Origin of the sequence: Mangrovactinospora gilvigrisea, from assembly GCF_001879105.1 — a bacterium.
In the GTDB taxonomy this organism is placed as follows: Bacteria; Actinomycetota; Actinomycetes; order Streptomycetales; family Streptomycetaceae; genus Mangrovactinospora; species Mangrovactinospora gilvigrisea.
In genome coordinates this window covers 24,691-50,756 of the sequence record NZ_MLCF01000057.1, presented here as the reverse complement: position 1 = coordinate 50,756, position 26,066 = coordinate 24,691, and the positions used below count along the sequence as shown (strand labels likewise).

Annotated in this window: 24 protein-coding genes and 1 pseudogene; 16 read left to right on the top strand and 9 right to left on the bottom strand. The window is 73.3% G+C overall.

The window, feature by feature from the left end; all coding sequences use genetic code 11:
• Window positions 1-43: 43 nt before the first annotated feature.
• The gene (locus BIV57_RS12050; protein ID WP_071656745.1) at window positions 44-1,687 is read right to left on the bottom strand and encodes a glycosyltransferase family 2 protein; all 1,644 of its coding nucleotides are present in this window, start codon (window positions 1,685-1,687) and stop codon (window positions 44-46) included.
• 249 nt (window positions 1,688-1,936) lie between these two features.
• Between BIV57_RS12050 and BIV57_RS12045 the strand changes: the two genes are divergently transcribed.
• The 7 genes from BIV57_RS12045 (at window position 1,937) to BIV57_RS12015 (ending at window position 8,562) form a co-directional block, all read left to right on the top strand.
• Complete coding sequence (locus BIV57_RS12045) at window positions 1,937-2,878, top strand: Rossmann-like and DUF2520 domain-containing protein (protein ID WP_071656744.1); 942 nt, start codon at window positions 1,937-1,939, stop codon at window positions 2,876-2,878.
• Window positions 2,875-3,774 (top strand): pantoate--beta-alanine ligase, encoded by a 900-nt coding sequence (gene panC / locus BIV57_RS12040; RefSeq protein WP_071656743.1) that lies wholly within the window; start codon window positions 2,875-2,877, stop codon window positions 3,772-3,774. Before BIV57_RS12045 ends, panC begins: the two co-directional genes overlap by 4 nt.
• Window positions 3,775-3,779: 5 nt before the next feature.
• Window positions 3,780-4,196 carry an aspartate 1-decarboxylase gene (gene panD, locus BIV57_RS12035; protein ID WP_071656756.1) on the top strand — a complete coding sequence of 139 codons (417 nt, stop codon included), beginning with the start codon at window positions 3,780-3,782 and terminating at the stop codon, window positions 4,194-4,196.
• 115 nt (window positions 4,197-4,311) lie between these two features.
• Complete coding sequence (locus BIV57_RS12030; RefSeq protein ID WP_071656742.1) at window positions 4,312-6,009, top strand: L-aspartate oxidase; 1,698 nt, start codon at window positions 4,312-4,314, stop codon at window positions 6,007-6,009.
• Window positions 6,010-6,028: 19 nt separating this feature from the next.
• Window positions 6,029-7,036 (top strand): carboxylating nicotinate-nucleotide diphosphorylase, encoded by a 1,008-nt coding sequence (gene nadC, locus BIV57_RS12025; protein WP_071656741.1) that lies wholly within the window; start codon window positions 6,029-6,031, stop codon window positions 7,034-7,036.
• A 53-nt stretch (window positions 7,037-7,089) separates the two neighbouring features.
• Window positions 7,090-7,923: a type III pantothenate kinase gene (locus BIV57_RS12020; protein WP_071656740.1), complete on the top strand. Its 834-nt coding sequence runs from the start codon at window positions 7,090-7,092 to the stop codon at window positions 7,921-7,923.
• 87 nt (window positions 7,924-8,010) lie between these two features.
• The gene (locus BIV57_RS12015) at window positions 8,011-8,562 is read left to right on the top strand and encodes a hypothetical protein (RefSeq protein WP_139275615.1); all 552 of its coding nucleotides are present in this window, start codon (window positions 8,011-8,013) and stop codon (window positions 8,560-8,562) included.
• 125 nt (window positions 8,563-8,687) lie between these two features.
• Here BIV57_RS12015 and BIV57_RS12010 read toward each other — a convergent pair whose 3' ends face one another.
• The gene (locus BIV57_RS12010) at window positions 8,688-9,407 is read right to left on the bottom strand and encodes a FadR/GntR family transcriptional regulator (RefSeq protein WP_071656738.1); all 720 of its coding nucleotides are present in this window, start codon (window positions 9,405-9,407) and stop codon (window positions 8,688-8,690) included.
• A 112-nt stretch (window positions 9,408-9,519) separates the two neighbouring features.
• Between BIV57_RS12010 and BIV57_RS12005 the strand changes: the two genes are divergently transcribed.
• The 6 genes from BIV57_RS12005 (at window position 9,520) to BIV57_RS11980 (ending at window position 14,163) form a co-directional block, all read left to right on the top strand.
• Entirely contained in the window at window positions 9,520-10,821 is a 1,302-nt protein-coding gene (locus BIV57_RS12005) for a CynX/NimT family MFS transporter (RefSeq protein ID WP_071656737.1), read from the top strand.
• Window positions 10,818-12,332 (top strand): bifunctional lysylphosphatidylglycerol synthetase/lysine--tRNA ligase LysX, encoded by a 1,515-nt coding sequence (lysX, locus tag BIV57_RS12000; protein ID WP_071656736.1) that lies wholly within the window; start codon window positions 10,818-10,820, stop codon window positions 12,330-12,332. Before BIV57_RS12005 ends, lysX begins: the two co-directional genes overlap by 4 nt.
• Window positions 12,333-12,452: 120 nt before the next feature.
• Window positions 12,453-12,653: a hypothetical protein gene (locus BIV57_RS11995; RefSeq protein WP_071656735.1), complete on the top strand. Its 201-nt coding sequence runs from the start codon at window positions 12,453-12,455 to the stop codon at window positions 12,651-12,653.
• 116 nt (window positions 12,654-12,769) lie between these two features.
• On the top strand, window positions 12,770-13,165 hold the full coding sequence (locus BIV57_RS11990) for a BlaI/MecI/CopY family transcriptional regulator (protein ID WP_071656734.1): 396 nt from the start codon (window positions 12,770-12,772) through the stop codon (window positions 13,163-13,165).
• Between the two features lie 9 nt (window positions 13,166-13,174).
• Window positions 13,175-13,687: an amino-acid N-acetyltransferase gene (locus tag BIV57_RS11985; protein WP_071656733.1), complete on the top strand. Its 513-nt coding sequence runs from the start codon at window positions 13,175-13,177 to the stop codon at window positions 13,685-13,687.
• 140 nt (window positions 13,688-13,827) lie between these two features.
• Window positions 13,828-14,163 carry a histone-like nucleoid-structuring protein Lsr2 gene (locus tag BIV57_RS11980; protein WP_071656732.1) on the top strand — a complete coding sequence of 112 codons (336 nt, stop codon included), beginning with the start codon at window positions 13,828-13,830 and terminating at the stop codon, window positions 14,161-14,163.
• On the opposite strand, the gene BIV57_RS11975 is transcribed toward BIV57_RS11980, so the two are convergent.
• Window positions 14,142-14,678, bottom strand: a complete 537-nt coding sequence (locus tag BIV57_RS11975; protein ID WP_071656731.1) for a hypothetical protein — start codon at window positions 14,676-14,678, stop codon at window positions 14,142-14,144. The genes BIV57_RS11980 and BIV57_RS11975 overlap by 22 nt on opposite strands.
• A gap of 402 nt (window positions 14,679-15,080) precedes the next feature.
• Here BIV57_RS11975 and BIV57_RS11970 point away from each other — a divergent pair, with 402 nt between their 5' ends.
• A complete protein-coding gene (locus tag BIV57_RS11970) occupies window positions 15,081-17,600 on the top strand; it encodes an ATP-dependent Clp protease ATP-binding subunit (RefSeq protein WP_071656730.1) in 2,520 nt (839 codons plus the stop codon).
• A 262-nt stretch (window positions 17,601-17,862) separates the two neighbouring features.
• Complete coding sequence (locus BIV57_RS11965) at window positions 17,863-18,720, top strand: M23 family metallopeptidase (RefSeq protein WP_245797586.1); 858 nt, start codon at window positions 17,863-17,865, stop codon at window positions 18,718-18,720.
• A gap of 320 nt (window positions 18,721-19,040) precedes the next feature.
• Here the strand turns inward: BIV57_RS11965 and BIV57_RS11960 are convergent, their stop codons facing one another.
• The 5 genes and pseudogenes from BIV57_RS11960 to BIV57_RS11940 form a co-directional block, all read right to left on the bottom strand.
• Window positions 19,041-20,327: a sensor histidine kinase gene (locus BIV57_RS11960; protein WP_245797584.1), complete on the bottom strand. Its 1,287-nt coding sequence runs from the start codon at window positions 20,325-20,327 to the stop codon at window positions 19,041-19,043.
• 26 nt (window positions 20,328-20,353) lie between these two features.
• Window positions 20,354-21,082, bottom strand: coding sequence for a two-component system response regulator CseB (cseB, locus tag BIV57_RS11955; protein WP_071656729.1), 729 nt, complete (start codon window positions 21,080-21,082; stop codon window positions 20,354-20,356).
• A 65-nt stretch (window positions 21,083-21,147) separates the two neighbouring features.
• Window positions 21,148-21,942 (bottom strand): hypothetical protein, encoded by a 795-nt coding sequence (locus BIV57_RS11950; protein ID WP_071656728.1) that lies wholly within the window; start codon window positions 21,940-21,942, stop codon window positions 21,148-21,150.
• Window positions 21,943-22,187: 245 nt separating this feature from the next.
• Window positions 22,188-22,619, bottom strand: a pseudogene (locus BIV57_RS26020) (SigE family RNA polymerase sigma factor); the annotation flags it as partial.
• 292 nt (window positions 22,620-22,911) lie between these two features.
• Entirely contained in the window at window positions 22,912-23,853 is a 942-nt protein-coding gene (locus tag BIV57_RS11940; protein ID WP_071656726.1) for an HhH-GPD family protein, read from the bottom strand.
• Between the two features lie 170 nt (window positions 23,854-24,023).
• Between BIV57_RS11940 and BIV57_RS23525 the strand changes: the two genes are divergently transcribed.
• Window positions 24,024-24,875: a hypothetical protein gene (locus tag BIV57_RS23525; RefSeq protein WP_079170249.1), complete on the top strand. Its 852-nt coding sequence runs from the start codon at window positions 24,024-24,026 to the stop codon at window positions 24,873-24,875.
• Window positions 24,876-24,902: 27 nt separating this feature from the next.
• On the opposite strand, the gene disA is transcribed toward BIV57_RS23525, so the two are convergent.
• Complete coding sequence (gene disA, locus BIV57_RS11925; protein WP_071656723.1) at window positions 24,903-26,024, bottom strand: DNA integrity scanning diadenylate cyclase DisA; 1,122 nt, start codon at window positions 26,022-26,024, stop codon at window positions 24,903-24,905.
• Window positions 26,025-26,066 lie beyond the last annotated feature (42 nt).

Below are 26,066 nucleotides of genomic sequence, written 5' to 3'. Positions count from 1 at the left end.
CCTGTTGCTGTTGTCGCTCGTCGTGCTCGTTGCTCGGAACTGACTAGCGCAGCTTAAGGGCCCGCGCGATGCGCCCGAGCCTGCGGCGCACCTTCCGCGCGAACGGCGCCTGCGCCCCCGCGGACCGCGCCGGGCCCGCCGGGGCGCCGGCCAGCACCGGGTCCGGCGCGCCCGCCGCGGGCCGGCCGCCCACATTGAGCGTCAGGACCCCGCTGCGCGTGATCCACGCGGGCAGCGCCTGCTTGGAGGTGTCGCGGCCCTTGCCGAGCTTGGCGTCCTTCGTCCACCCGGCGACGTGCAGCCGCACCGTGGTGTCCCACGGCGACTCCGCCAGCGGCTTGCGCTTGCCGGCGACGCCGCCGGCCCGGTCCGGCTCGATCGTCGCCTCGCCGTGCACCACCACGCGGAACAGGCCGCCGTCCCCGTCGCCGGCCGGCCTGCGCTCCACCCGGGTCCCGGAGACCGGGACGTACACCTCGGCTCCCGACTTCCGGTCGCGCAGCACCAGTTCGGCCTTGGTGTGCTTGCGCAGCCGCTCGGTGGCGTCCACCTGGCCCAGCTCCGGGCCGAGCGCGGGCAGCACCAGCTGGTCGCGCTCGCCCTCCGCGCGGAACGTCAGCGGCTCCTGCCCGGCGTACAGCTCGGCGCGGAAGGCGATGCGCAGCGCGTCGCCGTCCCACTCCGCCGACTCCAGGTAGGTGCGCGAGGCGATGGACTTCTCCCACTCGGCGAGCGCCTCCAGCTGCTCGACGGTGCCGTGGGTGAAGGTCTCCGCGATGGCCCGCTGCGCCGGCGGCAGGCCCGCCGCGACGCCGGAGCCGAAGCGCTCCTTGACGACCCGGGAGATCTCGTCGAACCACAGCGCGCGGTCCTCCGGGGCGATCTGCTTCAGCAGCCGGCCGCCCCGCATCCGCTCCACCATCTCCACCCGCAGCCAGCGGCGCTGCGTGCGGTCCTTGACGTCGCCCGGCTCCAGGTACCGGTCGACGAGGTCGAGCGCCTCCTCCAGGTTCTTCATGTACCCGGCGGGCTCGATGCGCTGGAACGCCGCGTTGGAGACGTCGTCGCGGGTGACGTGGTAGTAGACGACGTAGTCGGAGAGCACGCTGATCCGCTTCGCCCGCAGGTACGCCTCGATGACGAAGACGTGGTCCTCCAGGCGGCGCCGGCCCTCCTTGAAGCGGATGCCGTTGTCGTCGAGGAACGCCCTGCGGAACATCTTGTGCGGCGTCAGGCTGTCGATGATCTGCGAGTTGGCGAGCGTGGCGTCCGGGCGGTTCTTGCGGAAGACCTCGCGCGGCACCGAGCGGCCGATGCCGGCCATCTTGCCGATCACCACGTCCGAGGAGTTCTCCTCGGCGTAGCTCCACAGCCGCTCCAGCGCCTCGTCGCCGAGGTAGTCGTCGTTGTCGACGAACTGGATGTACTTGCCCCGGGCGGCCTCGATGCCGACGTTGCGGGGCTTGCCGGACCAGCCGGACGGCTCCTGGTGGATGACCGTCACATTGGGGTGTTCGGCGGCGAGCCGGTCGAGCCGCTCGGGGGTGCCGTCGTTCGAGCCGTCGTCGACGAAGATCGTCTCGTACTCGTCGTCCGGCAGCGTCTGCCGCAGCAGGGAGGCAATGCAGTCCTCGATGTGCGGGCCCGGGTTGTAGACCGGGACGACCACGCTGACCTTGACCGTCATGTCAGATACGACCTTCGTGCGACCTTGTGGGGTACTGAGTGCGGATGTGCCAGTTATTAGCAGTTTCGGGCCCGGCACGGCGAATCCGCTGCGGAACCCCTCGTACCGGTGCCCTTCCCCATGAAGAGGCGCTGCGGCCGCGAACGGTTCACCGTGGCGCCGTGATTTTGCCTTCGGGGAACCACCTACCATGGACGGCGCACACGTCCGGTACCCACCAGTGGACTGGAACGGAAGGCTGAACACTTCATGAACCCGATCGAACCCGATGAACCTCTGAGCGGTCTGAGAGACACCGAGGACCGCCCCGGGCGGCTCGCCGTGGGCGTCGTCGGCGCGGGCCGCGTCGGCCCCGCCCTCGCCGCGGCGCTCCGACTCGCCGGGCACCGCGCGGTCGCCGCCTCCGGCGTCTCGGACGCCTCCCGGCGGCGCGCGGAGGAGCTGCTGCCCGGCGTGCCGCTCACCCCCGAGCCGCGGGACGTGCTGGCCGCCGCCGACCTGGTGCTGCTCACCGTCCCCGACGACGCGCTGCCCGACCTGGTCTCCGGCCTCGCCGCCACCGGCGCGGTGCGCCCCGGCCAGCTGATCGCGCACACCTCGGGCCGCTACGGCGTCGACGTCCTGGAGCCCGCGCTGCGGGCCGGCGGGCTGCCGCTCGCCCTGCACCCGGTGATGACCTTCACCGGCACGCAGGTGGACGTCGCCCGGCTCGCCGGCTGCGTCTTCGGCGTCACCGCCCCCGAGCAGCTGCGGCCGGTCGCCGAGGCGCTGGTGGTGGAGATGGGCGCGGAGCCCGAGTGGGTCCCCGAGGAGGCCCGCGGCCTCTACCACGCGGCCCTCGCGCACGGCGCCAACCACCTGGTGACGCTCGTCGGCCAGACCGTGGACGCGCTGCGCGCCGCGGGCGTCGAGGAGCCGTCCCGGATGCTGGGCCCGCTGCTCGGCGCGGCCCTCGACAACGCGCTCCGGCAGGGCGACCAGGCCCTCACCGGCCCGGTCGCCCGCGGCGACGCCGGCACGGTGCGCGAGCACGTCGCCGTGCTGCGCCGGGCCGCCCCGCAGACGCTGGAGACCTACCGGGCGCTGGCCCGCGCCACCGCGGACCGCGCGCTGGCCGCGCGGCTGCTGAAGGCCGAGGCGGCCGAGGAGCTGCTCGGCGCGCTCAACGACGCGACGGGGGAGGGGCGATGACGACGCCTTCGACGGCACCGTCCCCGACGGCGCCCGCCGTGCTGGCGACGAAGCGCCGGCTGGCGGAGGCGCTGGACGGCCGGCCCGGCCGCCCGGTGCACACCGTGATGACGATGGGCGCCCTGCACGAGGGCCACCAGCAGCTGTTCCGCGCCGCGGTGCGGGACGCGGCGGAGGCCGGCGGCGTGGTGCTGGCCACGGTCTTCGTCAACCCGCTGCAGTTCGGGCCCAGCGAGGACTACGAGCGCTACCCGCGGCAGCTGGACGCCGATCTGAAGCTCGCCCAGGAGGCGGGCGTCGAGCTGGTGTTCGCGCCGTCGGTGGAGGAGATGTACCCCGGCTTCCCCGAGCACGGCCCGCAGGTGCGGGTGACGGCCGGGCCGATGGGGGAGCGCTTCGAGGGCGCCTCCCGTCCCGGGCACTTCGACGGGATGCTGACGGTGGTGCACAAGCTGCTGCAGCTGACCCGGGCCCGGCGGGCCTACTTCGGCCAGAAGGACGCGCAGCAGCTGGCGCTGATCCGCCGGATGGCGGCCGACCTGGACCTCGCCGCGGAGATCGTGGCGGTGCCGACGCAGCGCGAGGCGAGCGGGCTGGCGCGCTCCAGCCGGAACGTCTACCTGACCGAGCGCGACCGGGCGGCGGCGCTGGCGCTGTCGCGCGCGCTCTTCGCCGGGCGGAACGCCGCCGCGGGCGGCGCGGGGGCGGCCGCGGTGCGCGCGGCGGCCCGTCAGGTGCTCGACGCCGAGGGCGGGCTGACGGTGGAATACGCGGAGCTGATCGATCCCGCGGACTTCACGGCGGCGCCCGACGCGTTCCGCGGGCCCGCGGTGCTCGCGGTGGCGGCGCGGGTGGGCACGACCCGCCTCATCGACAACCTTCCCCTGGAGGTGTGACCGCGATGCTGCGGACCATGCTGAAGTCGAAGATCCACCGCGCCACGGTGACGCAGGCGGACCTGCACTACGTGGGTTCGGTGACGGTGGACGCCGGGCTGATGGAGGCGGCGGACCTGCTGCCGGGCGAGCTGGTGCACGTCCTGGACATCACCAACGGCGCGCGGCTGGAGACCTATGTGATCGAGGGGCCTCGGGGCTCGGGCGTCATCGGGATCAACGGGGCGGCGGCGCGGCTGGTGCAGCCGGGGGACCTGGTGATCCTCTGCGCGTACGCGCAGATGGACGACGCCGAGGCGCGGACGTACGCGCCGCGGGTCGTGCACGTCGACGCGGCGAACGGGGTGCTGGGCGCGGGCGCGAACCCCGCGGAGCCGGTCCCCGGCACGGACACCGTCCCCGGGGACGACCTCTACCTGTAGCGGCCCGCGCCGGTGGGGCCGGACCGTGCGCCGCGCGGAGCGTGAGGTGCGCCACCCCCGCGCCCGCACTCCGCGCTGAGCGGGGTATCGTCTTACTGACGAAAAGGGGTCATCGATGCCGCACCGCCTTCCCGCTCGCGAGCCCGCCTGGGCCACCCCCGCCCGCCCCGCCGACGCCGTCGTCATCGGATCCGGCGTCGCCGGCCTCACCGCGGCGCTCCGCGCCCGCGCCCACGGCCTGCGCGTCGTCCTGCTCACCAAGGACACCCTCGGCGAGGGCTCCACCCGCTGGGCGCAGGGCGGCATCGCCGCCGCCCTCGACCTCGCCGACAGCCCCGCCCAGCACCTGCGCGACACCCTCGTCGCCGGCGCCGGCCTCTGCGACCGCGAGGCGGTCGAGGCCCTCGCCGCCGAGGGCCCCGCCGCCGTCCGCCGCCTCATCGCCGCCGGCGCCGAGTTCGACCGCGACCCCGACTCCGGGGAGCTGCTCCTCACCCGCGAGGGCGGCCACCTGCGCCGCCGCATCATCCACGCCGGCGGCGACGCCACCGGTGCCGAGGTCTCCCGCGCCCTGCTCGCCGCGCTCGCCGCCGACCCCGACGTCGAGATCATCGAGCACGCCCTCGCCCTCGACCTGCTCACCGACGCCTCCGGGCGCGCCGCCGGCGTCACCCTGCACGTGATGGGGGAGGGCGAGCACGACGGCGTCGGCGCCGTCCACGCCCGCGCCGTCGTCCTCGCCACCGGCGGGCTCGGCCAGGTCTTCGCCGCCACCACCAACCCCGACGTCTCCACCGGCGACGGCCTCGCCCTCGCGCTGCGCGCCGGCGCGCACCTCGCCGACCTGGAGTTCGTCCAGTTCCACCCCACCGTGCTCTACCTCGGCCCGGAGGCCCGCGGCCGCCAGCCGCTGATCTCCGAGGCGGTGCGCGGCGAGGGCGCCCACCTCGTCGACCGCGACGGCGTCCGCTTCATGACGGACCGCCACCCGCTCGGCGAGCTCGCCCCCCGCGACATCGTCGCCAAGGGGATCATGAGCCGGATGCTGGAGACCGGAGCCGACTGCGCCTACCTCGACGCCCGGCACTTCGGCGCCGAGATGTGGGAGCACCGCTTCCCGACCATCCTCGCGGCCTGCCGCGCGCACGGCATCGACCCGGTCACCGACCTCATACCGGTGACGCCGGCCGCCCACCACCTCAGCGGCGGCATCCGCACCGACCGCCGCGGGCGCACCACCGTCCCCGGCCTCTACGCCTGCGGCGAGGCCGCCTGCACCGGCGTCCACGGCGCCAACCGGCTGGCGTCCAACTCGCTGCTGGAGGGGCTGGTCTTCGCCGAGCGGATCGCCGACGACGTCGCCGAGCGGATCGCCGCCGGCGAGCTGCCCGAGACCGCCCCGGCCCCGTTCGGCCCCGACCCGACGATGCCGTCACCCCTTCAGCCCCTCCTCCCGGACGGCGCCCGCGACACCCTGCAGCGCGCCATGAGCGCCGGCGCCGGCGTGGTCCGCACCGAGCGGAGCCTCGCCGAGGCCGCCGCGATCCTCGCCGGGCTGGCGGCGGAGCCGTCCAAGCGCGCCGAGCCGTCCCAGGAGACCTGGGAGAACGCCAACCTCCACCTGGTGGCCCGCGCCCTCGTCGAGGCCGCCCGGGTGCGGCGCGAGACGCGCGGCTGCCATTGGCGCGAGGACCACCCGGAGCGCGACGATGCCCAGGGGCGCCGCCGCTTGCTGCTGACCCTCGACGAGGCCGGCGCGATCGCCGTCCGCCCCGGCCCGCCCCTTCCGCCCGAGCCCCGATACCAGGCCTAGACAGAGAGACCACACGACCGTGAGCGACGACCTTCCCCTCCTCCAGATCGGCCGACCGGGCCAGATCCCCGTCGGCGCCCCCGCCGCCGCGGGCGGCTGCGGCTGCGGCGACCACGGCGACGACTTCGACGTCGACCCGATGGAGTGCGGCCTCGACCCGCAGCTCGCCGGGCTGCTCTCCGAGGCCGGCCTCGACCCCGTCCAGGTCGAGGAGATCGCCCACCTCGCCCTCGAGGAGGACCTCGACGGCGGCGCGGACGTCACCACCCTCGCCACCGTCCCGGAGGACTCCGCCTCCACCGCCGACTTCACCGCCCGCACCGACGGCACCGTCGCCGGCCTGCACGTCGCCGTCGCCGTCCTCTCCGTGATCGGCGGCGACGAGCTGGAGATCGAGCAGCACGTCGAGGACGGCGCCCGGGTCGAGGCCGGCCAGGTCCTGCTGACCGTCACCGGCCCCACCCGCGACCTGCTCACCGGCGAGCGCAGCGCCCTCAACCTGCTGGGCCGCCTCTCCGGCATCGCCACCGCCACCCGCGCCTGGGCCGACGCCCTGGAGGGCACCGCGGCGAAGGTCCGGGACACCCGCAAGACCACCCCCGGCCTGCGCGCCCTGGAGAAGTACGCGGTCCGCGCCGGCGGCGGGGTCAACCACCGCTCCTCGCTGTCGGAGTCCGCGCTCATCAAGGACAACCACGTGGTCGCGGCCGGCGGCGTCGCCGAGGCGTTCCGCGCCGTCCGCGAGGAGTTCCCCGGCCTGGAGATCGAGGTGGAGGTCGACCGCCTCGACCAGATCCCGCCGGTGCTCGCCGAGGGCGCCGACCTGATCCTGCTCGACAACTTCACCGTCGAGGAGACCCGCGAGGCCGTCGCCCTGGTGGCCGGCCGCTCCCGGCTGGAGTCCAGCGGCGGGCTGGAGCTCGGCACCGCCCGCGCCTACGCCGAGACCGGCGTCGACTACCTGGCCGTCGGAGCGCTCACCCACTCCGCCCCGGTCCTGGACATCGGCCTCGACCTGAGGGCGTAGGGTCGTCGGAGCCCGCTCCCCGACGCCGTTGACGAGAAGGAACCGCCCGCCCCATGCTGCTGACCATCGACGTCGGGAACACCCACACCGTTCTCGGCCTGTTCGACGGCGAGGACCTCGTCGAGCAGTGGCGCATCGCCACCGACCCGCGGCGCACCGCCGACGAGCTGTCGGTGCTGCTCCAGGGGCTGATGACGGCTCATCCGCTGCTCGCCGGGCGGCCGGTGTCGGGGCTGGCGATCTGCTCGACCGTGCCCTCGGTGCTCCACGAGATGCGCGAGATGTCGCGCCGCTACTACGGCGACGTCCCGGCGATCCTCGTGGAGCCGGGGGTGAAGACGGGGGTGCCGATCCTCACCGACAACCCCAAGGAGGTCGGCGCCGACCGGATCGTCAACACCCTGGCCGCCACCCGGCTGTACGGCGGCCCGTGCGTGGTCGTCGACTTCGGCACGGCGACGATCTTCGACGCGGTGACGGCCCGCGGCGAGTACGCGGGCTCGGCGATCGCGCCGGGCATCGACATCTCGGTGGAGGCGCTGGGCGTCCGCGGCGCCCAGCTCCACAAGATCGAACTCGCCCGCCCGCGCAGCGTGATCGGCAAGAACACCGTCGAGTCGATGCGGGCCGGGATCATCTTCGGCTTCGCCGGCCAGGTGGACGGCCTCGTCGAGCGGATGTCCGCCGAACTGGCCGACGACCCCAACGATGTGACGGTGGTGGCCACCGGCTCGCTCGCCCCGCTGGTCCTCGGCGAGGCCGAGACGATCGACGAGCACGAGCCCTGGCTGACGCTGATCGGCCTGCGGATGGTCTACGAGCGCAACGTCGACACCGGCAACGGGCACGGGAACGGCCATGGGAACGGCCACGGCAACGGGCGATAGCCCCAACTGGGTACAAAATCACCTGAACTGAAACTGGGTCAAGCGTGTTGTCGTCAGAACGGCGCGCGACGCCCTTAGCGTGACGCCATGCCGACGCCACATGGGAACCGCGGAGGGATGGCCTTCAGCGCCGCCGAACTGCTGGTGCTGCGCCGCGCGCTCACGCATGCGCTCGCCCATCCCGAGGACGCCCACCCCGACGATCTCGGCGACTATCTGCGCCTCGCCGCCAGCATCGAGGAGGCCACCGCCGAGGCGGGCCGGATGCGCGCCTTCCGCCTCGACGAGCTCGGCCGGTACCGCGGCGCGCTGCCCGGCAGCGCCGTCGGCTACCTCGACCTGCTGGAGGACGCGCTCAACAACGGCTACGTCCCGCTCCCCGAGGACCACGCCGCGCTGCGCGACCTGCTGGCGCGCCCCTGCGCGCCGTCGGAGCGGCTCCGCCGCTCCGACCTGTTGGCGCGCTGCCGCCGCGTGGTGCCTCCGGCGGTGCGGCGGCCGGCGCCGCGGCCGGTGCGGCCGGCGCCGGGGACGCCGCGGCCGCTGGCGGGGGTTCCGGTGCTCACCGCGACGCGGCGGTCGCGCGCGGAGGCCGCACGGCGGAGGCATCCGGCGATGCCGGTGCTCGCGCCCCGATAGGGGCGCGGGGAACCGCGCGAGTGAGTGCAGGGGGCCGTGAGCCCGGTGGCGGCCCCGCCCCCGGGTGGTGGCGGTCGCGCGTCGCGGCGGCCGGGGTCCCGGCCGGGTTCCGGCCCGCGCGCCCCTTACGGGGCGTCGGCCCCGGAGGCGTCGATCCGTTCGAGCGTCACCGCGACCTCCGCGGCGTGCGCACGGGCCGCCTCCGCCGCCGCGCCCGCGTCCCCGCGGGCGATCGCGTCGGCGAGGTCCTCGTGGGCGGCCTCGCCCGGCGCGCCCTCGTCCCAGAGCGGGTGCAGGTCCGCGATGGAGTCCCGCACCGCCGAGGCGATCGACTCGTAGAGGTCGGCCAGCAGCGGATTGCCCGCCGCGCGGACGATCGCGCGGTGGAACTCGTGGTCCCGGTCGGCGATCACGTCGATGTCCCCGGAGTCCAGCACCCGCCGCCGCGCCACCAGCGCCGAGAGGATCGCCGCCAGGTCCGCCTCGCTGCGGGCGCCCGCCGCCCCGACCGCGGCCTCCCGCTCCAGCGCCAGCCGCACCTGGAGGATGTGCCCCAACTCGGCGCGCCGCAGCCGCCGCTTGAGGGCCGCCCCCAGATCGCTCGCCGCCCGCACATAGGTGCCGTCGCCGCGGCGGGCCTCCAGCAGCCCGGTGTGGCAGAGCGCCCGGACGGCCTCCCGGACGGTGTTCCGCCCCACGCCGAGCTCGGAGACCAGCAGGCCCTCGGCCGGCAGCCGGGTGCCCACCGGCCACTCCCCGCTCTCGATCGACCGCTCGATCCTGCCGATGGTCTGCTGGACGAGCGTGCCGCCGGCGGTGGTGGTCGAAGCAGAAGTGCTGGTCATGCCTGGCACCCTATACCTCCCATATATCGGCCGGCATCCTGCGGACCGCTGGGCGACAGGCCGTACCGGCAGCCCATCCGAGGGGGAAATATGGGATGTTAGGTTGAGTCCCATGGATCGAAAGAGCCCTCCGGTCGGCCGCACCCTCCTCACCGTCGGCGTGATGCTGATCGCGACCAACCTCCGGCCCGGCGTGGTCTCCGTCTCGCCCGAGCTCGACGCGATCCGCACCGGGACGGGCCTGCCGGCCACCGCCGCGGGGCTGCTGACGACCCTTCCGATCCTCTGCTTCGGCGCGCTCGCGCCGTTCGCCCCCCGGCTCGCCCGCCGGATCGGCGCCCGCGGCGCGCTGGGCGCGATGATGCTGCTGCTCACCGCGGGCATAGCGGTGCGGACCGCGCCCGGCACGGTCCCGCTCTTCGTCGGGACGGTGCTGGTCGGCGCCGCCATCGCGCTCTCCAATGTGCTCGTCCCCGCGCTGATCAAGCGGGACTTCCACGACCGCGCCGGGCTGATGACCGGCGTCTACTCCGTCGCCCTCTTCACCGGGGCGGCGCTCGCCGCCGGCGTCACCGTCCCGCTGGGCGGCGGGCTCGGGCTGAGCTGGCGGGGGACGCTCGGGATGTGGGCGGTGTGGTCGGCGCTCGCCTTCGCGGTGTGGCTGCCGCAGCTGCGCGGCGCCCGCGCCGACCGCCCGGCGGCGGCCACCTCCGCGGCGCCGGGGGCCGCGCGGGAGGCGGACGGGCCGTCGCTGTGGCGGTCCCGGCTGGCCTGGCAGATCACCTTCCTGATGGGCCTGCAGTCGCTGGAGTACTACGCGGCCGCCGCCTGGATCCCGACCCTCCTCACCGACGACGGCATGGCCCGGGCCGAGGCCGGCTGGATGCTCTCGCTCTCCTCGCTGGCCGGCATCACCGGCTCGCTGCTGCTCACCGTCCTCATCGGCCGGGCCCGCAGCCAGGTCGGCTTCGCACTCGCCGGCAGCGCCCTGTTCGCCGTCTCCTTCGCGGGGCTGATGGCCGCGCCCACCGCGGGCGCCTATGTCTGGATGATCGCCATGGGCCTCGGCAGCGGCCTGCTGATCGGCGCGGCGCTCGCCGTGGTGGTGCTGCGCGCGCCGGACGGCGTCCGGGCCGCCGAGATGTCCGGCATGGCGCAGTGCGTCGGGTACCTGCTGGCCGCGGTCGGCCCGTTCGCCCTGGGCTGGCTCCGGGACGCCACCGGCGGCTGGACGGTGCCGATGCTGGGGCTGCTCGTCCTGACGGTCCCGATGGCCCTCGCCGGAATCGCCGCGGGGCGGGACCGGACGCTGCCGCCGCGCACGTCCCGATGCGAGAACGATGGGGAATCGCAGATCCCCCGAGGGGAAAGTGTGCCGGGGCACCGTCCGCCCCTCGATACCCTTGAACGGTGACTGAGCAGAACCAGACCCCGGACGGCAGTGAACTGCCCGAGCAGATGCGAGTCCGGCGCGAGAAGCTCGACCGGCTCCGCGAGGCCGGCACCGACCCCTACCCGGTCGTCTTCCCGCGCACCATCGCCATCGGCGACCTCCGCGCCAAGTACCCCGACCTCGACCCCGACACCGCCACCGGCGACCGCGTCGGCATCGCGGGACGCGTGGTGCTGAGCCGGACCGGCGGCAAACTCTGCTTCGCCACGCTCCGCGACGGCAGCGGCGACGTCCAGGTGATGCTCTCCCTCGACCGCCTCGGCGAGGAGTCCCTCGCCGCCTGGAAGCGCGACATCGACCTCGGCGACCACGTCGGCATCGAGGGCGAGGTCATCACCTCCCGCCGCGGCGAGCTGTCGGTGATGGCGGAGAACTGGGCGCTCACCGCCAAGTCGCTGCGCCCCCTCCCGGAGAAGCACAAGGGCCTCACCGACCCCGAGGCCCGCGTCCGGCAGCGCTACGTCGACCTGATCGTCAATCAGGAGGCGCGCGAGATGGTCCACCGCCGCAGCGCGATGGTCCGCTCCATCCGCGAGACGCTGCAGGACCGGACGTTCACCGAGGTCGAGACGCCGATGCTGCAGACGGTGCACGGCGGGGCCAACGCCCGCCCGTTCACCACCCACATCAACGCCTACGACCTCGACCTGTTCCTGCGCATCGCCCCGGAGCTGTACCTCAAGCGGCTGGTGGTCGGCGGGATCGAGAAGGTCTTCGAGATCAACCGGAACTTCCGCAACGAGGGCGCGGACGCCACCCACAACCCCGAGTTCACCATGCTCGAGGCGTACGAGGCGTACGGCACCTACGACACCATGGCGGACCTCACCCGCGAGCTGGTGGTCAACGCGGCGCGCGCGGTGCTGGGCACCACGGTGGTCCGCGGCACCGGGCACGACGGCCAGGAGAAGGAGATCGACCTGGCCGCGCCGTGGCGGAACATCACCGTCTACGGCGGGATCTCCGAGGCGCTCGGCGAGGAGGTCTCCCCGGAGACGTCCGTGGAGCAGCTGCGGAAGCTCGCCGACGCGGCGTCCATCCCCTACGACAAGGCGTGGGGCCACGGCCAGATCATCCTGGAGATGGTGGAGCGGCTGCTGGAGGAGCGCTCGGACGAGCCGACGTTCCTGCGCGACTACCCGACCGAGGTCTCCCCGCTCACCCGCGGCCACCGCAGCGTGCCGGGCGTCGCCGAGAAGTGGGACCTGATCATCTTCGGGACGGAGATCGCCACCGCGTACTCCGAGCTGGTCGACCCGGTCGAGCAGCGGGCGCGGCTCACCGCGCAGTCGCTGGCGGCGGCCGGCGGCGACCCCGAGGCGATGCAGCTGGACGAGGACTTCCTGCGCGCGCTGGAGTACGCGATGCCCCCGTCCGGCGGCATGGGGATGGGCGTCGACCGGCTGCTGATGATGCTGACGGGCAAGAACATCCGCGAGACGATCCTGTTCCCGCTGGTGAAGCCGAGCTGACGCCGTCCGGGGCCGCGGGGAACGCGCCCGGCCCCTTCCGGTCGCTCGCGCAGTTCCCCGCACCCCCGAAACGGGCGCCCCACCGGCGGAGGCCGGGGAGGCGCCCGCTATCGTGTGGGCATGCAGTACTTCGATGCGCTGTTCCCGTCGATCGCGCTGGCGACGATCTTCACCATCGTGATCCTGCGGATGCTGAAGAACCAGGGCGGTACCAACAAGGGCCGCGAGGACGCGGCCGTGGACGCCGCGATCAGCGCGCGCCAGCAGGCGATCCAGGCCCACCAGGCGGCCCAGCGCGAGCGCGCCGAGCAGCGCTCCTGAGCGACGTTTCCCCGGCGCGCGCGAACCCGACGCACAATCGGCGCGAATCCGACATTCCGGCTCTACTATTGGGGGCCGGAACGAGGAATTCGACGGAAACCGCCGGAGAGTGCGATATGCCGCGTCCACTGGGTGATCTCGAGGACGTCGTCATGACCCGGATGTGGCAGTGGAACCGGCCCGCCACCGTCCGCGAAGTCCTTGAGGACCTTCGAACCGAACGCGAGATCGCGTACACCACCGTGATGACGGTGATGGACAAGCTCCATCAGAAGGGCTGGCTCCGCCGCGAGCAGCGCGGCCGCGCCTATGTCTACGAAGCCGTCGGTTCCCGCGAGGCCTATACCGCCCAGTTGATGGCGGACGCGTGGTCCACCACCGACAACCGGGCCACCGCCCTTGTGCACTTCTTCGGAATGATGTCCCCCGAGGAGCGCGACGCGCTGCGCGCCGCGCTGAAGGTGGTCGCGCCGGAAGGGGCCGATTCGGGTGCGGAGCCCGAACCGCGATAGCGTCCCGGCATGGACGTGACGATCCGACGGGCCCGCATCGGTGATGTGCGCGCGATGCGCCGGCTGCTCGACGGCTATGCGACGCAGGGGATCCTGCTCGACAAGCCCACCGTCACCCTCTACGAGGACGTGCAGGAATTCTGGATCGCCGAGCGCGACGCGGACGCGGAAGTGGTCGCGTGCGGGGCGCTGCATGTGATGTGGGAGGACCTCGCCGAGGTCCGCACCCTCGCCGTGCACCCGGACTGCCTGGGCCACGGCGTCGGCCACCGGCTGCTGGACAAGCTGCTGGAGACGGCCCGCTGGCTGGGAGTACGTCGGATTTTCTGCCTCACCTTCGAGGTCGACTTCTTCACCCGGCACGGCTTTGTGAAGATCGGTGAAGCCGACGAGATCGGAGTCGGTCCGGGGATCTTCGACGAGCTCATGCGTTCCCCCGACGAGGGTGTCGCGGAGTTCCTCGACCTGGAACATGTCAAGCCGAACACCCTGGGCAACACCCGGATGCTGCTGCATCTGTGACGGCCCGGAGGCCGTGCGCGGCACGGCGATCGCCGATCCGCGAGGTGATCGGCGGCGGCCGATCTCGTCCAAGGGGTTTGAAGTTCCGTCGGGAATACGGTTACCTTTCCTCCATAGGGTTTTGAGGAAAGGAAAAGCCGGTGGCGCAGAAGGTGCAGTATCTCCTCATCGACGACCTTGACGGCGGCGAGGCGAACGAGACCGTGACGTTCGGGCTTGACGGCGTTTCCTACGAGATCGACCTTTCGGAGGCGAATGCCGCGAAGCTCCGCGAGGCGCTGGAGCGGTTCACCACCGCCGGACGGAAGACCGGCGGACGGCTGGCGCGTGGCCGGGGCAAGGGCGGGGGCGCCGCGATCCGCGGCAACGACACCGCCCAGATCCGCTCCTGGGCCAAGGAGAACGGATATACCGTGAATGCCCGTGGGCGGGTCTCCGCCCAGATTCGCGAGGCTTATGAGAAGGCGCACTCCTGATCGTCGGCACCCTTGCGTCCCCTCGGGGGTTTCTGACGGGGAATCAGGACGGCCTGCGCAGGGCGCGGCCCCGCTCCGGCGGGTCCGCGCCCTCGTCGTTCCGCCGGCCGCCCCGCCGGCCGCGTCCCGTCGAGCGCGGCCCGCAGGCAGGCGTCCGCGAGGACGGTGACGAGCGCCGGCAGCCCGCCGAGGCCCGGGGCGGCCAGATCGAGGTCCGGCAGCGGTGCTCCGGGGCGTACGACACGCCACTCCGCGTGGTGTTCCGCGCAGAGCGGACAGGCGTTCGCGGAGAGCTGAGCGGCCTTGCGGAGGCCCAGATCGAGCGGAACACCGGCCCATCCGAGCCACTCCAGCAGCTCCGGCAGCCGCTCGCCGGCGCCGGGCGCGACCGGGAAGCCGACCCGCTCCGCGCACAGCACGGCCGGTCCCGCCGCAGGTCGGACGGCCAGTCGGCGCAGCGCGAGGCGTCCGGCGGCGGCCGGCACCTGCAGCAGTTCGACCTGTGTCTCGGGCATGCCAGGACCAACCGCCCGACGGCGCGTCAGGTTACGGAAGCCCGGTGGTTCACGCCGCGGTGACGGGCCTGTTCGCTACGGTTGCGGGGTAGGAGAAGACCACGGGGATTCACCTTCGGGCCCGCCGACGTCGACGGGGCCGGACACCCTCCGGAGCACCGGCAGGAGACGTGTTCGCCCTCGGCGTAGCGGGCTTCGGTGCATCCGCGGGTAATGCGGGAACATGGTCTCGCACCATCGGGGTTGAGGTTTGTGTCGGGGAGTACGCGGCCGCCGAGTCCCTGCGGCGCGGTGGCGGTGCGCCCGGCATGAAGTGAGCTGTCCTGCACGCGGGACTAGCATGCGGAAGGACACGGAGGGGACCGTCCCCTTCCTGCCCGACCGCTCTGAGGAGCGATAACGATGTTCGAGAGGTTCACAGACCGTGCGCGGCGGGTTGTCGTCCTGGCTCAGGAAGAAGCCCGGATGCTCAACCACAACTACATCGGCACCGAGCACATCCTCCTGGGCCTGATCCACGAGGGTGAGGGTGTCGCTGCGAAGGCCCTGGAGAGCCTCGGGATCTCGCTCGAGGCGGTTCGCCAGCAGGTCGAGGAGATCATCGGGCAGGGCCAGCAGGCCCCGTCCGGGCACATCCCCTTCACTCCGCGCGCCAAGAAGGTGCTGGAGCTGTCGCTGCGCGAGGCGCTGCAGCTCGGCCACAACTACATCGGCACCGAGCACATCCTGCTCGGCCTGATCCGCGAGGGCGAGGGCGTCGCCGCCCAGGTCCTGGTGAAGCTGGGCGCCGACCTGAACCGGGTGCGGCAGCAGGTCATCCAGCTGCTCTCCGGCTACCAGGGCAAGGAGACGGCCGGCACCGCCGGCGGTCCGGCGGAGGGCACCCCTTCCACCTCCCTGGTGCTCGACCAGTTCGGCCGGAACCTGACGCAGGCCGCCCGCGAATCCAAGCTCGACCCGGTCATCGGGCGCGAGAAGGAGATCGAGCGGGTCATGCAGGTGCTCTCGCGCCGCACCAAGAACAACCCGGTGCTCATCGGCGAGCCCGGCGTCGGCAAGACCTCCATCGTGGAGGGCCTGGCGCAGGCGATCGTCAAGGGCGAGGTCCCGGAGACGCTGAAGGACAAGCAGCTCTACACCCTCGACCTGGGCGCGCTGGTCGCCGGCTCCCGCTACCGCGGTGACTTCGAGGAGCGCCTGAAGAAGGTGCTCAAGGAGATCCGCACCCGCGGCGACATCATCCTGTTCATCGACGAGCTGCACACCCTGGTCGGCGCCGGCGCCGCCGAGGGCGCGATCGACGCGGCGAGCATCCTCAAGCCGATGCTGGCCCGCGGCGAGCTGCAGACGATCGGTGCCACGACGCTCGACGAGTACCGCAAGTACCTGGAGAAGGACGCCGCCCTCGAGCGCCGCTTCCAGCCCATCCAGGTCGCGGAGCCGTCGCTGTCCCACACCATCGAGATGCTCAAGGGGCTGCGCGACCGCTACGAGGCCCACCACCGGGTCTCCATCACGGACGCCGCCCTGGTGGCCGCCGCCACCCTCTCGGACCGCTACATCTCCGACCGCTACCTCCCGGACAAGGCGATCGACCTGATCGACGAGGCCGGCTCGCGGATGCGCATCCGCCGCATGACGGCCCCGCCGGACCTGCGGGAGTTCGACGAGAAGATCGCCGACGTGCGCCGCGAGAAGGAGTCCGCGATCGACGCGCAGGACTTCGAGAAGGCCGCCGGGCTGCGCGACAAGGAGAAGCAGCTCCAGCAGGCCAAGGCGAAGCGGGAGAAGGAGTGGAAGGCCGGCGACATGGACGTCGTCGCCGAGGTCGACGAGGAGCTGATCGCCGAGGTGCTGGCGATCGCCACCGGCATCCCCGTGATCAAGCTGACCGAGGAGGAGTCCTCGCGCCTGATCCGCATGGAGGACGAGCTCCACAAGCGGATCATCGGCCAGGAGGACGCCGTCAAGGCGCTCTCCCAGGCGATCCGCCGCACCCGTGCCGGCCTGAAGGACCCGAAGCGCCCCGGCGGTTCGTTCATCTTCGCCGGCCCGTCGGGTGTCGGTAAGACCGAGCTCTCCAAGACGCTGGCCGAGTTCCTCTTCGGCGACGAGGACTCGCTCATCCAGCTCGACATGTCGGAGTTCAGCGAGAAGCACACCGTCTCGCGGCTGTTCGGCTCCCCGCCCGGATACGTGGGCTACGAGGAGGGCGGCCAGCTGACGGAGAAGGTGCGCCGCAAGCCGTTCTCCGTGGTGCTCTTCGACGAGGTCGAGAAGGCCCACCCGGACATCTTCAACTCCCTGCTCCAGATTCTGGAGGACGGGCGTCTGACGGACAGCCAGGGCCGGGTCGTCGACTTCAAGAACACGGTCATCATCATGACGACCAACCTGGGCACCAAGGACATCTCCAAGGGCTTCAACCTCGGATTCGCGTCCAAGGGCACCGAGCAGACCAACTACGAGCGGATGAAGAACAAGGTCGCGGAGGAGCTCAAGCAGCACTTCCGTCCGGAGTTCCTCAACCGCGTCGACGACATCGTGGTGTTCCACCAGCTGACGCAGCAGAACGTCCGCGACATCGTCGACCTGCTCACCGCCAAGGTGGACGAGCGCCTCAAGGACCGCGACATGGGCCTGGAGCTGCGCGACGCCGCCAAGGACCTGCTCGCCAAGCGCGGGTACGACCCGGTGATGGGCGCCCGGCCGCTGCGCCGCACCATCCAGCGGGACATCGAGGACATGCTGTCCGAGAAGATCCTCATGGGTGAGCTGCACTCCGGCCAGATCATCGTGGTGGACATCGCCCGCAACCCCGAGTCGGGCGAGGACGAGTTCACGTTCACGGGCACGGAGAAGGCCGTGGTCTCGGACACCCCGCCGGTGGCGGCGGCCGGTCCGAACCTCAGCAAGGACTGACCCGGCCGAGGGCCTGACGGCCCGAGGACCGCGCAGGGCCCCCCGCTCCTTCGGGAGCGGGGGGCCCTTCGTCATGAGGGTCATGTCATATGTGGCGTGGGACGCACGGGCGGCGGTAGGAGTCGGACTCCCCCGGGCGGGCGGGGAGTTGGGCGGTGGCGGGCGCCCGACTACGACGCGGGGTCGTAGCGGAGTCGTTGAGCGCAGGACTTTCGTCCTGTTGGGTACGGCGGACGTCCCCGAGTGAAGTGGTTGATCCATCGTGAAGTACCCGTTCCCCAAGTCCGTTCTGACGTTGACCCTGACGGCCGGTGCGGCCGCGGCCGCGCTGGGCGGTGGGACGGCGTTCGCGGCGTCGTCGTCGGCTTCGTCGGTTTCGTCCGCGTCGGCCTCGCCGGCCGTTCCGGCGGCGCACGCGAGCACGGCGCCCGAGGGGTGGCAGAGCGACGCCGCGGAGGCGTTCGAGGAGAAGGCGATGATGGCCGCCGCGGCGCCGCACAAGGCGCGGGTGGACGCGGCGCATGCCGCGGCGGTGGCGCGGGCGGAGAAGGCGGCGCGGGCCGCCAGGGCCGCGAAGGCGGCCGCGGCACGGGCCGAGAAGGCAGCCGGGGAGCGCGCCGCGGAGCGCGAGCGGATCGCCGCCGCGAACCGCGCGGCCCGCGTCAGGGCGGCGGCGGAGGCGAAGGCGCGGGCGGCGTCGGGGTGGACGCTGCCGGTGGCCGGCGGGTACTCGCTGGGCTCGTCGTTCGGCCAGGGCGGCTCGCTGTGGTCGCACGGGCACACCGGCGAGGACTTCGTCGTCCCGAGCGGGACGACGGTGCGGGCGGCGGCGAAGGGCGTCGTGGTGAAGGCCGGCGCGAACGGGGGCGGGGACGGGGCCGCCTACGGCAACGCGATCGTGGTGAAGCACGCGGACGGGCGGTACACGCAGTACGCGCACCTGTCGTCGGTGGGCGTCAGCGTGGGGCAGTCGGTCGGGAAGGGCGAGGCGATCGGGGTGTCGGGGGCGACGGGGAACACGACCGGTCCGCATCTGCACTTCGAGGTGCGGACGACGGCGGACTACGGGTCGGCGGTGGATCCGGTGGCGTTCCTGCGGAGCCGGGGCGTCTCGGTCTGACCGGTGCGCCGGGCCCGCTCTCGCCGCGCCATCGGCCCGGCACCCCATCCGGGGTGGGCTTGGTGCGCGGCGGGTCGGTGGCCGGCCGGCGGGGGAGTACGACACGGGCCGCCGTTCCTGTCCCCGGGAGCGGCGGCCCGTACCGATCTTCCCTACCTGCGTCGGCCGGCAGTCTGCCGTCGGTGCCGCGGGCCCGTAACCGCGGGCACCGTCCGCCGGTCGACGCAAGGGACATTAGGGTGCCGCGGTTGCGGCCGGAGCACCGGGAACGCGCGGTGCGCCAGCGGAAGGCGCACGGTTGCGTAACGGCGCAATCAGGGTCACTCCGGGACGTCGACGCGGGCATGCCGCAGGTCGAGGATGGCGAGCGCGCCCCCGTCCGGATGGTTCCGGAACACCAGCGGAGCCTCCAGGACGCGCGCCTGGCCCACCGCGATCGTCAGGCCCAGCCCGTGGCCGATGCCGCGCTCCGCGCGGCCCGTGCGGAAGCGCTGCGGGCCCTCCGCGATCAGCACGTCCGGGAAGCCCGGACCGTGGTCGCGCACCCGCACCACCGGGCCGTCGACCGTCACCTCGATCGGCGGTCGGCCGTGCTTGCGGGCGTTGTTGACAAGGTTTCCGATGATCCGCTCCAACCGCCGCGGATCGGTGAGCACCCGCGCCTCGTCCCGCACCTCGATCTTCGCGCCGGAGTGCGAGGCGGCCAGCCGGCTCTCCACGAACTCGCCGAGCGAGAACTCCGAGAGCACCGGCTGCTCGTAGGTGCCGTCCAGGCGGGCCACCTCGAGGACGTCCTCGATGAGGGTGCGGAGCACCTTGGCGCGGTCCTGGACGAGCTCCGACGGCCGTCCCGGGGGCAGCAGTTCGGCGGCCGTCACCAGGCCGGTGACGGGCGTGCGGAGCTCGTGCGCGATGTCGGCGGTGACCCGCCGCTCGGCCTCCAGCCGCTCCCGCAGCGCCTCGGACATGGAGTCGATGGCGTTGGCGAGGTCGGTGGTCTCGTCGCGGGCGGTGCCGCCGACCGCGTCCCGGACGCGGATGGAGTGGTCGCCGGCGGCGACCGTGCGGGCCGCGTCGGCGGCCACCCGCAGCCGGCGGGAGAGCCGTTCGCCGATGAACAGGCCCAGCCCGGTGCCGGTGAGGACGAGCGCCGCGGAGCCGCCCACCAGGTAGGTGTCCAGGTCGCCCAGGATGTCCTGGGTGTTGGTCATGACGCCCTCGGTGGAGAGCGTGTGGCCGTCGATGTCGGCGGCGGCCCAGGCGACCGGCGGGCTCTGCGAGTTGTCGATGTAGGTGGCGCGCTTGCCGGGCCGGATCGCCTGGCGCAGCTCGTGCGGCAGCTCGGGGTCGTCGAGGGTGGCGTGCAGCCCGGGCTGGCCGGTCACCATGTAGAGGCGGATGGCGTAGGTGAGGCTGTCGTCCTGGGTGGAGCGGACGTTGTCGTCGAGCGCGCGGTGCGTGGCGCTGTGCAGCAGCAGGCTGAGCGCGAGCGCGATGAGGAAGGACACCACGGCGATGGCGGTGCTGACCTTCCAGCGCAGCGACCCGCTGCGGGCGGGAAGCCGGCGGGTCAGGCGCCGCAGCATCGCGGTGGCGGAGGGGGTCACGTCGGTCTCACGTCTCGGATATCGGTTCAGCGGGCCTTGAGCTTGTAGCCGAAGCCGCGGACCGTCTCGATCAGGTCCGAGCCGATCTTGGTGCGGAGGCGCTGCACATGGACGTCGACGACGCGGGTGTCGCCGTCCCAGTCGCCGTAGTCCCAGACCCGCTGGAGCAGTGTCTCGCGGCTGAGGACGGTGCCGGGGGTGGAGGCGAACTGCAGCAGCAGCCGCATCTCGGTGGGGGTGAGGGCGATGGGCTTGCCGGCGCGGGAGACCTCCATGCCGTCCGGGTCGACCTCCAGCTCGCCGAAGCGCAGCACGGACGGGCCGTCGTCCGGGTCTCCGGCGGCGCCGGGCGTGCCGGACGCGGTGGCGCCGCCGCGGGCGCCGGCCGCGTCGAAGCGGCGCAGCACCGCGCGGATCCGGGCGACCAGCACCGAGGTGTCGAACGGCTTGGTGACGTAGTCGTCGGCGCCCGCCTCCAGGCCGAGCACCACGTCGATGGGGTCGGCGCGGGCGGACAGCAGGATGACCGGGATGGTGGACTCCTCGCGGATGGAGCGGCAGAGGCTGACGCCGTCCATGCCGGGGAGCATCACGTCCAGCAGCGCGATGTCGGGCTTGCCCGCGCGGAACTGCTCCAGGCCGGTGAGGCCGTCGGGGGCGGCGGTGATGCGCAGCCCGTTGCGTTCCAGCGCGAGTTGGGTTGCCTCGCGGATGACCTCGTCGTCCTCGACGAAGAGCACGTGGGTCTCGGCCATGGTGTGGTGTCGTTCCTCGTTCGGGCGGGCGGGGCGGGTAGGGGGCGTCGGGACGGAGGGCCCGGTCAGCGGCCGGGGCCGTCCTCGGTGTCGGTGTCGACGGGTTGGAAGTGCACGCCGTTCCAGCTGTAGCGGACGGTCTCGGTGGCAGCCGCGGAGGTGCGCGCCTGCTTGCTGTCGGACGGCGCGGGGGTGGCGCCGGTCTCGTCGCGGCTCACCACGATGTCGCCCTTGACGATGGCGGCGCGGACGCCGTCGATCGGGGCGATGCTGAAGACCATCTCGTCCTTGCCGTAGCGGTTGGCGAAGGCGTAGACGGCGGTGCCGGTGTCGTCCGCGCAGGAACGGATGTTGATCAGCACCTCGTTGACGCCGCTCTTGGTGATGTCGCCGTACTGGGCGGTGACATGGTCGCCCTGGTCGCCGCAGAGGTTGACGTCGTCCTTGACGCTGTCGGGGATGCCGGGCTGGCGGGTGACCAGGTGGGCGAGCTCGGTGGTGGTCATCGGGGTGATGGTGCGGACGGGGACCTGCGGCGAGGCCGGGGCGGACCCGCCGGTGGGCGCGGGGCCCTCGACGCGGACGCGGCCGCTGTTGCCGGTGGAGAGGGCCACGACGGCGCCGACCACGGCGGCGAGCGCGGCGATCGAGACCAGGACGGCGGAGAGCGTGCGGGTGGTGCGGCGCCGGCGGTCGGCCGGCCCGGTGCCGGGGGAGGCGGCCGCCGAGCCAAGGGTGTCGCCGCCGCGGCCGGCGGAGGAGCCGGAGACGGATGCGGACGCGGCGGGGTAGGCGGACGAGTACGGCGGATCGCCGGTGCCGCCGAACGCCCCTGGGGCGCGGATCTGCTCCTGTCTCATGCCGCTCGCTCCGAGACCGGCGCGCGGTGGGTCTGGCCGGGCAGGGTGGCCAGGTTCAGCACGGGCGCGCTCCGGTGGTCGTGGTTCCGCTCGTCGTACGGGTGGTGGTCTCGCTCGTCCTGGTGGTGCTCGGTGTCCTGCCGGTGGTGCTCCTGGCTGCCATTCTGCTGCACACCGGACTCATTTCCGATGCCCGCGCGGAGGTTCCCCGGCGCGGTGCCGTAGGAGAGGTCCCCGCCGAGGCGCTGGATCTCCTCTCGCAGCAGGGTAAGCGCCCGGTGCAGCGTGGACTTGACGGTGCCGGTGGACACGCCGAGGGCGGACGCGGTCTGCGGGGTGCTGAGGTCCTGGTAGTACCGCAGCTCGACCACGTGGCGCTGGCGGGCGCTGAGCCGCTCCATGGCGCGCTGCAGCAGGTCGCGCTGGGCGTGGTGCTCGGTGCCGTCCTCGATGGGGCGCTCGGGGAGCTCGTCGGTGGCCACCGCGTACTCCTGGAGGCGGCGGGAACGCCACAGCGAGGTGCGGGTGTTGACCAGGACGCGCCGGACGTAGGCGTCGGCGTGCCGTTTGTCGGTGATGCCGTCCCACATCGGGAAGGTGCGGGCGAGGGCGGTCTGCAGCAGGTCCTGGGCGTCGGCATGGTTGTCGGTCATCCGGCGGGCGCTGCGCAGCAGGATGTCCTGGCGCTCGCGGACCCAGTCCTCGAATCGGGGCTCTTCGCGGTCGGAGAGGTCGCCGCCGCCGTCGGCGTGGTCGGGGCCGCCGGTCGGGAAGTAGCCCGGCCGCTCCAGCACCGCGGTGGTCGTTGCGTCCATGCCGCACCCCTTGAGTGGTTCCGATTGACGCGATCGACGCTACGGAGGGTGGGTTACAGCGACTTCTGTGATGGGCGCACGGGTTGGCGGCAGGCGGCCTGCGGTTTGGTAACAGTTGACCAAGGGCGTTCTTCTGGGGGTGTTTGCCCGGGTTTCAGGGGGTCGGATTCGCCGCGGGGACGCCGGTCGGGAGCTGGTACAGCCCGTCGTCGAGGGGTTCGACGAGGCCGTCGGCGACGAGTCCGTCGAGGGCGCGGGCGCGCTGCACGGGCTCGCCCCAGGCCTCGTCGAGGCGGGCCTGCGGGACGGGCCCGTCGGCGTCCCGCAGCACGGCGAGGAGGCGGCCGCGGGCCTGCCGGTCGGTGCCGGCGTAGCTCTGGCCGCGGCGCGGCGGGCCGTCGTGGGCCGGGCGGCCGGCCCGCGTCCAGGCGCAGGCGTCGGCGAGCGGGCAGTCGGCGCAGCGCGGCGAGCGGGCGGTGCACACCAGCGCGCCCAGCTCCATGCTGGCGACGGCCCACTCGGCGGCGGTGACGGGCGCGTCGGGGGCGCCGGCCGGGGCGTTGGCGGGGCCCTCCAGATGCGGGAGGAGCTGCTCGGCGAGGGCGCGCTCGGCGGCGGTCGCCGCGTTCAGCGGGTACTGCGAGCCGCTGAGGGCGCGGGCCAGGACGCGGCGGACGTTGGTGTCCAGCACGGCGTGGCGGCGGCCGAAGGCGAAGGAGGCGACGGCGGCGGCGGTGTAGGCGCCGACGCCGGGCAGCGCGAGGAGCGCGGCGTGGTCGTCGGGGACGCGGCCGCCGTGGTCGGCGCGGATGGCGGTGGCCGCGGCGTGCAGGCGCAGGGCGCGGCGGGGGTAGCCGAGGCGCCCCCAGGCGCGGACGGCCTCGCCGGGCGGCTCGGCCGCCAGGGCGGCGGGGGTGGGCCAGCGCGCCATCCACGCCTCCCAGACGGGCAGCACGCGGGCGACGGGCGTCTGCTGGAGCATGAACTCGCTGACCATGACGGCCCACGGCGAGGCGGTTGGCTCGCGCCACGGCAGCACGCGGGCGTTCTCGCGGTACCAGGCGGCGACGGTGGCGTGCAGTTCGGCGGAGTCCATGTCCCCCCGAGTCTGTCACGCCCCGGCGGCCGCGCGTCGCGCGCGGGCACCGGCGGGGGCGGTTGGTGGTCGTGGTTCCCGCTCGCCGCGGGCGGGCGGTGGGGGAACCGTTACGGTGGACAACTGCCGTGCCTCAAACCTCACATGACGAACTCTCGTAGAGTTGCACCGTGGACAACTTCCGCAGCCCTGTCGGCCCCCTGCCGTCGTCGATCTACTGGCGGCGCCGCATCGTCGTGCTCAGCGTCCTTCTTCTGGTCGCCGCGCTGGTGGTGTGGGGCCTGCTGTCCGGCGGAAGCGGCGGCAAGGACGGCGCCTCCGGCCCGCCCGGCCGCAAGCCGACGGCCTCGATCACGCCCGGCCCCACGCCCACCGGCTCGGCCATCACCACCGAGCCCGGCGGAGGCGGCGGCAGCGGAAGCGGAGCGTCGCCGAGCCCGTCCGGCACGGCCGGCGCCGGCTCGCCGTCGCCGCTGCCCTCCAACCACTCGGGCTGGAACGGCGGTTCGGGCGCCGGAGGGTCGAGCGGGTCGAGCGGGTCGACGGGGAACGGCGGCTCCGGCGCCCAGGCCGGGATGGGCGGCTCCGGCGCGCAGGACGTCGCCTCGTGGACGTCCTGCTCCTCCGCCCAGGTCACCCTCAGCCTGCGCCCCTACCTCGCCGCCGGCCCCGCGCAGGACCGGTTCGGCCCCGACACCCGCGCCCGGTTCCTGCTCAAGGCGGTGAACGCCGGCGGCCAGGCGTGCAAGATCGACCTGACGCCGCACGTCACCGTCACCGCCAAGAACGGCTCCACCGTGCTGTGGGACTCCGCGAGGTGCGCCGCCACCCGCCAGACGCTGCTGCTCGGCGTCGGCGCGGACGCCACCGTCCAGCAGCTCTTCCAGTGGGCCAAGCTGCAGTCCGACGGCAGCCAGTGCGACCCGGCGCAGCTCGGCCGCGTCCCCGGCGGCGACTACACGGTGAAGATGTCCCTCGCCGGATTCGGCACCGTCTCCACCGACTTCACCCTGAAGTGGTAGCCGCCCCGCCGAACTGACGCCCCGCCGTCAGACGTAGCGCTCCAGGATCGACGACTCCGCGAGCCGCGACAGCCCCTCCCGCACCGAGCGGGCCCGCGCCTCGCCGACGCCGTCCACCGCCTGGAGGTCGGCGACGCTCGCCGCCAGCAGCTTCTGCAGCCCGCCGAAGTGCTCCACCAGCCGCTTGGCGATCGCCGGAGGCAGCCGCGGCACCTTCGCCAGCAGCCGGTAGCCGCGCGGGCTCACCGCGTCGTCCAGGTTGTCCGGCGAGCCGCCGTGGCCCAGCGCCCGCGCCACCATGGGCAGTTCCAGCAGCTCCGTCTGCGCCATCGCGTCCAGGTCGTGCAGCACGCCGGCGACGCCCTCGGCCCGCCGCGGGCGGCGCGCCGAGCCGGAGCCCGAGGAGGAGCGTTCCGGCAGGTAGTCGCGGGCGACCAGCTCGCGCTCCGGGTCGAGACCGGAGATCAGCTCGTCCAGCTGGAGGGAGAGCAGCCGGCCGTCGCTGCCCAGCTCCACCACATAGGAGTTGATCTCCACGGCGATGCGCCGCACCATCTCCAGCCGCTGGGCGACCGCGGAGACGTCCCGCACGGTGACCAGGTCCTCGATCTCCAGCGCGGAGAGCGTGCCGCTCACCTCGTCCAGCCGCAGCTTGTAGCGCTCCAGCGTGGCGAGCGCCTGGTTGGCGCGGGACATGATGGCCGCGGAGTCCTCCAACACCCGCCGCCGGCCCTCCACATAGAGCGCGATCAGCCGCATCGACTGGCTCACCGAGACCACCGGGAAGCCGGTCTGCTTGTTGACGCGCTCGGCGGTGCGGTGCCGGGTGCCCGTCTCGTCGGTGTGGATGGACGGATCGGGCACCAGCTGCACCCCGGCCCGCACGATCTTGGTGATGTCCTGGTCGAGCACCACGGCGCCGTCGAGCTTGCACAGCTCGCGCAGCCGGGTGGCGCTGAACTCGACGTCCAGCACGAAACCGCCGGTGCACAGCTCCTCGACCGCGTGGTCGAAGCCGAGCACGATCAGGCCGCCGGTGTTGCCGCGCAGCACGCGCTCCAGGCCGTCGCGGAGGGCCGTTCCGGGGGCGACCGCGCGGACGGCGTCCTCCGCGCTGCTGTTTCTCTCCGCCCGGTCGTTGGGTGGCACCGCTGCTCCTCCGGTCGGATGGGACGGATCCTGGCAGAGTTT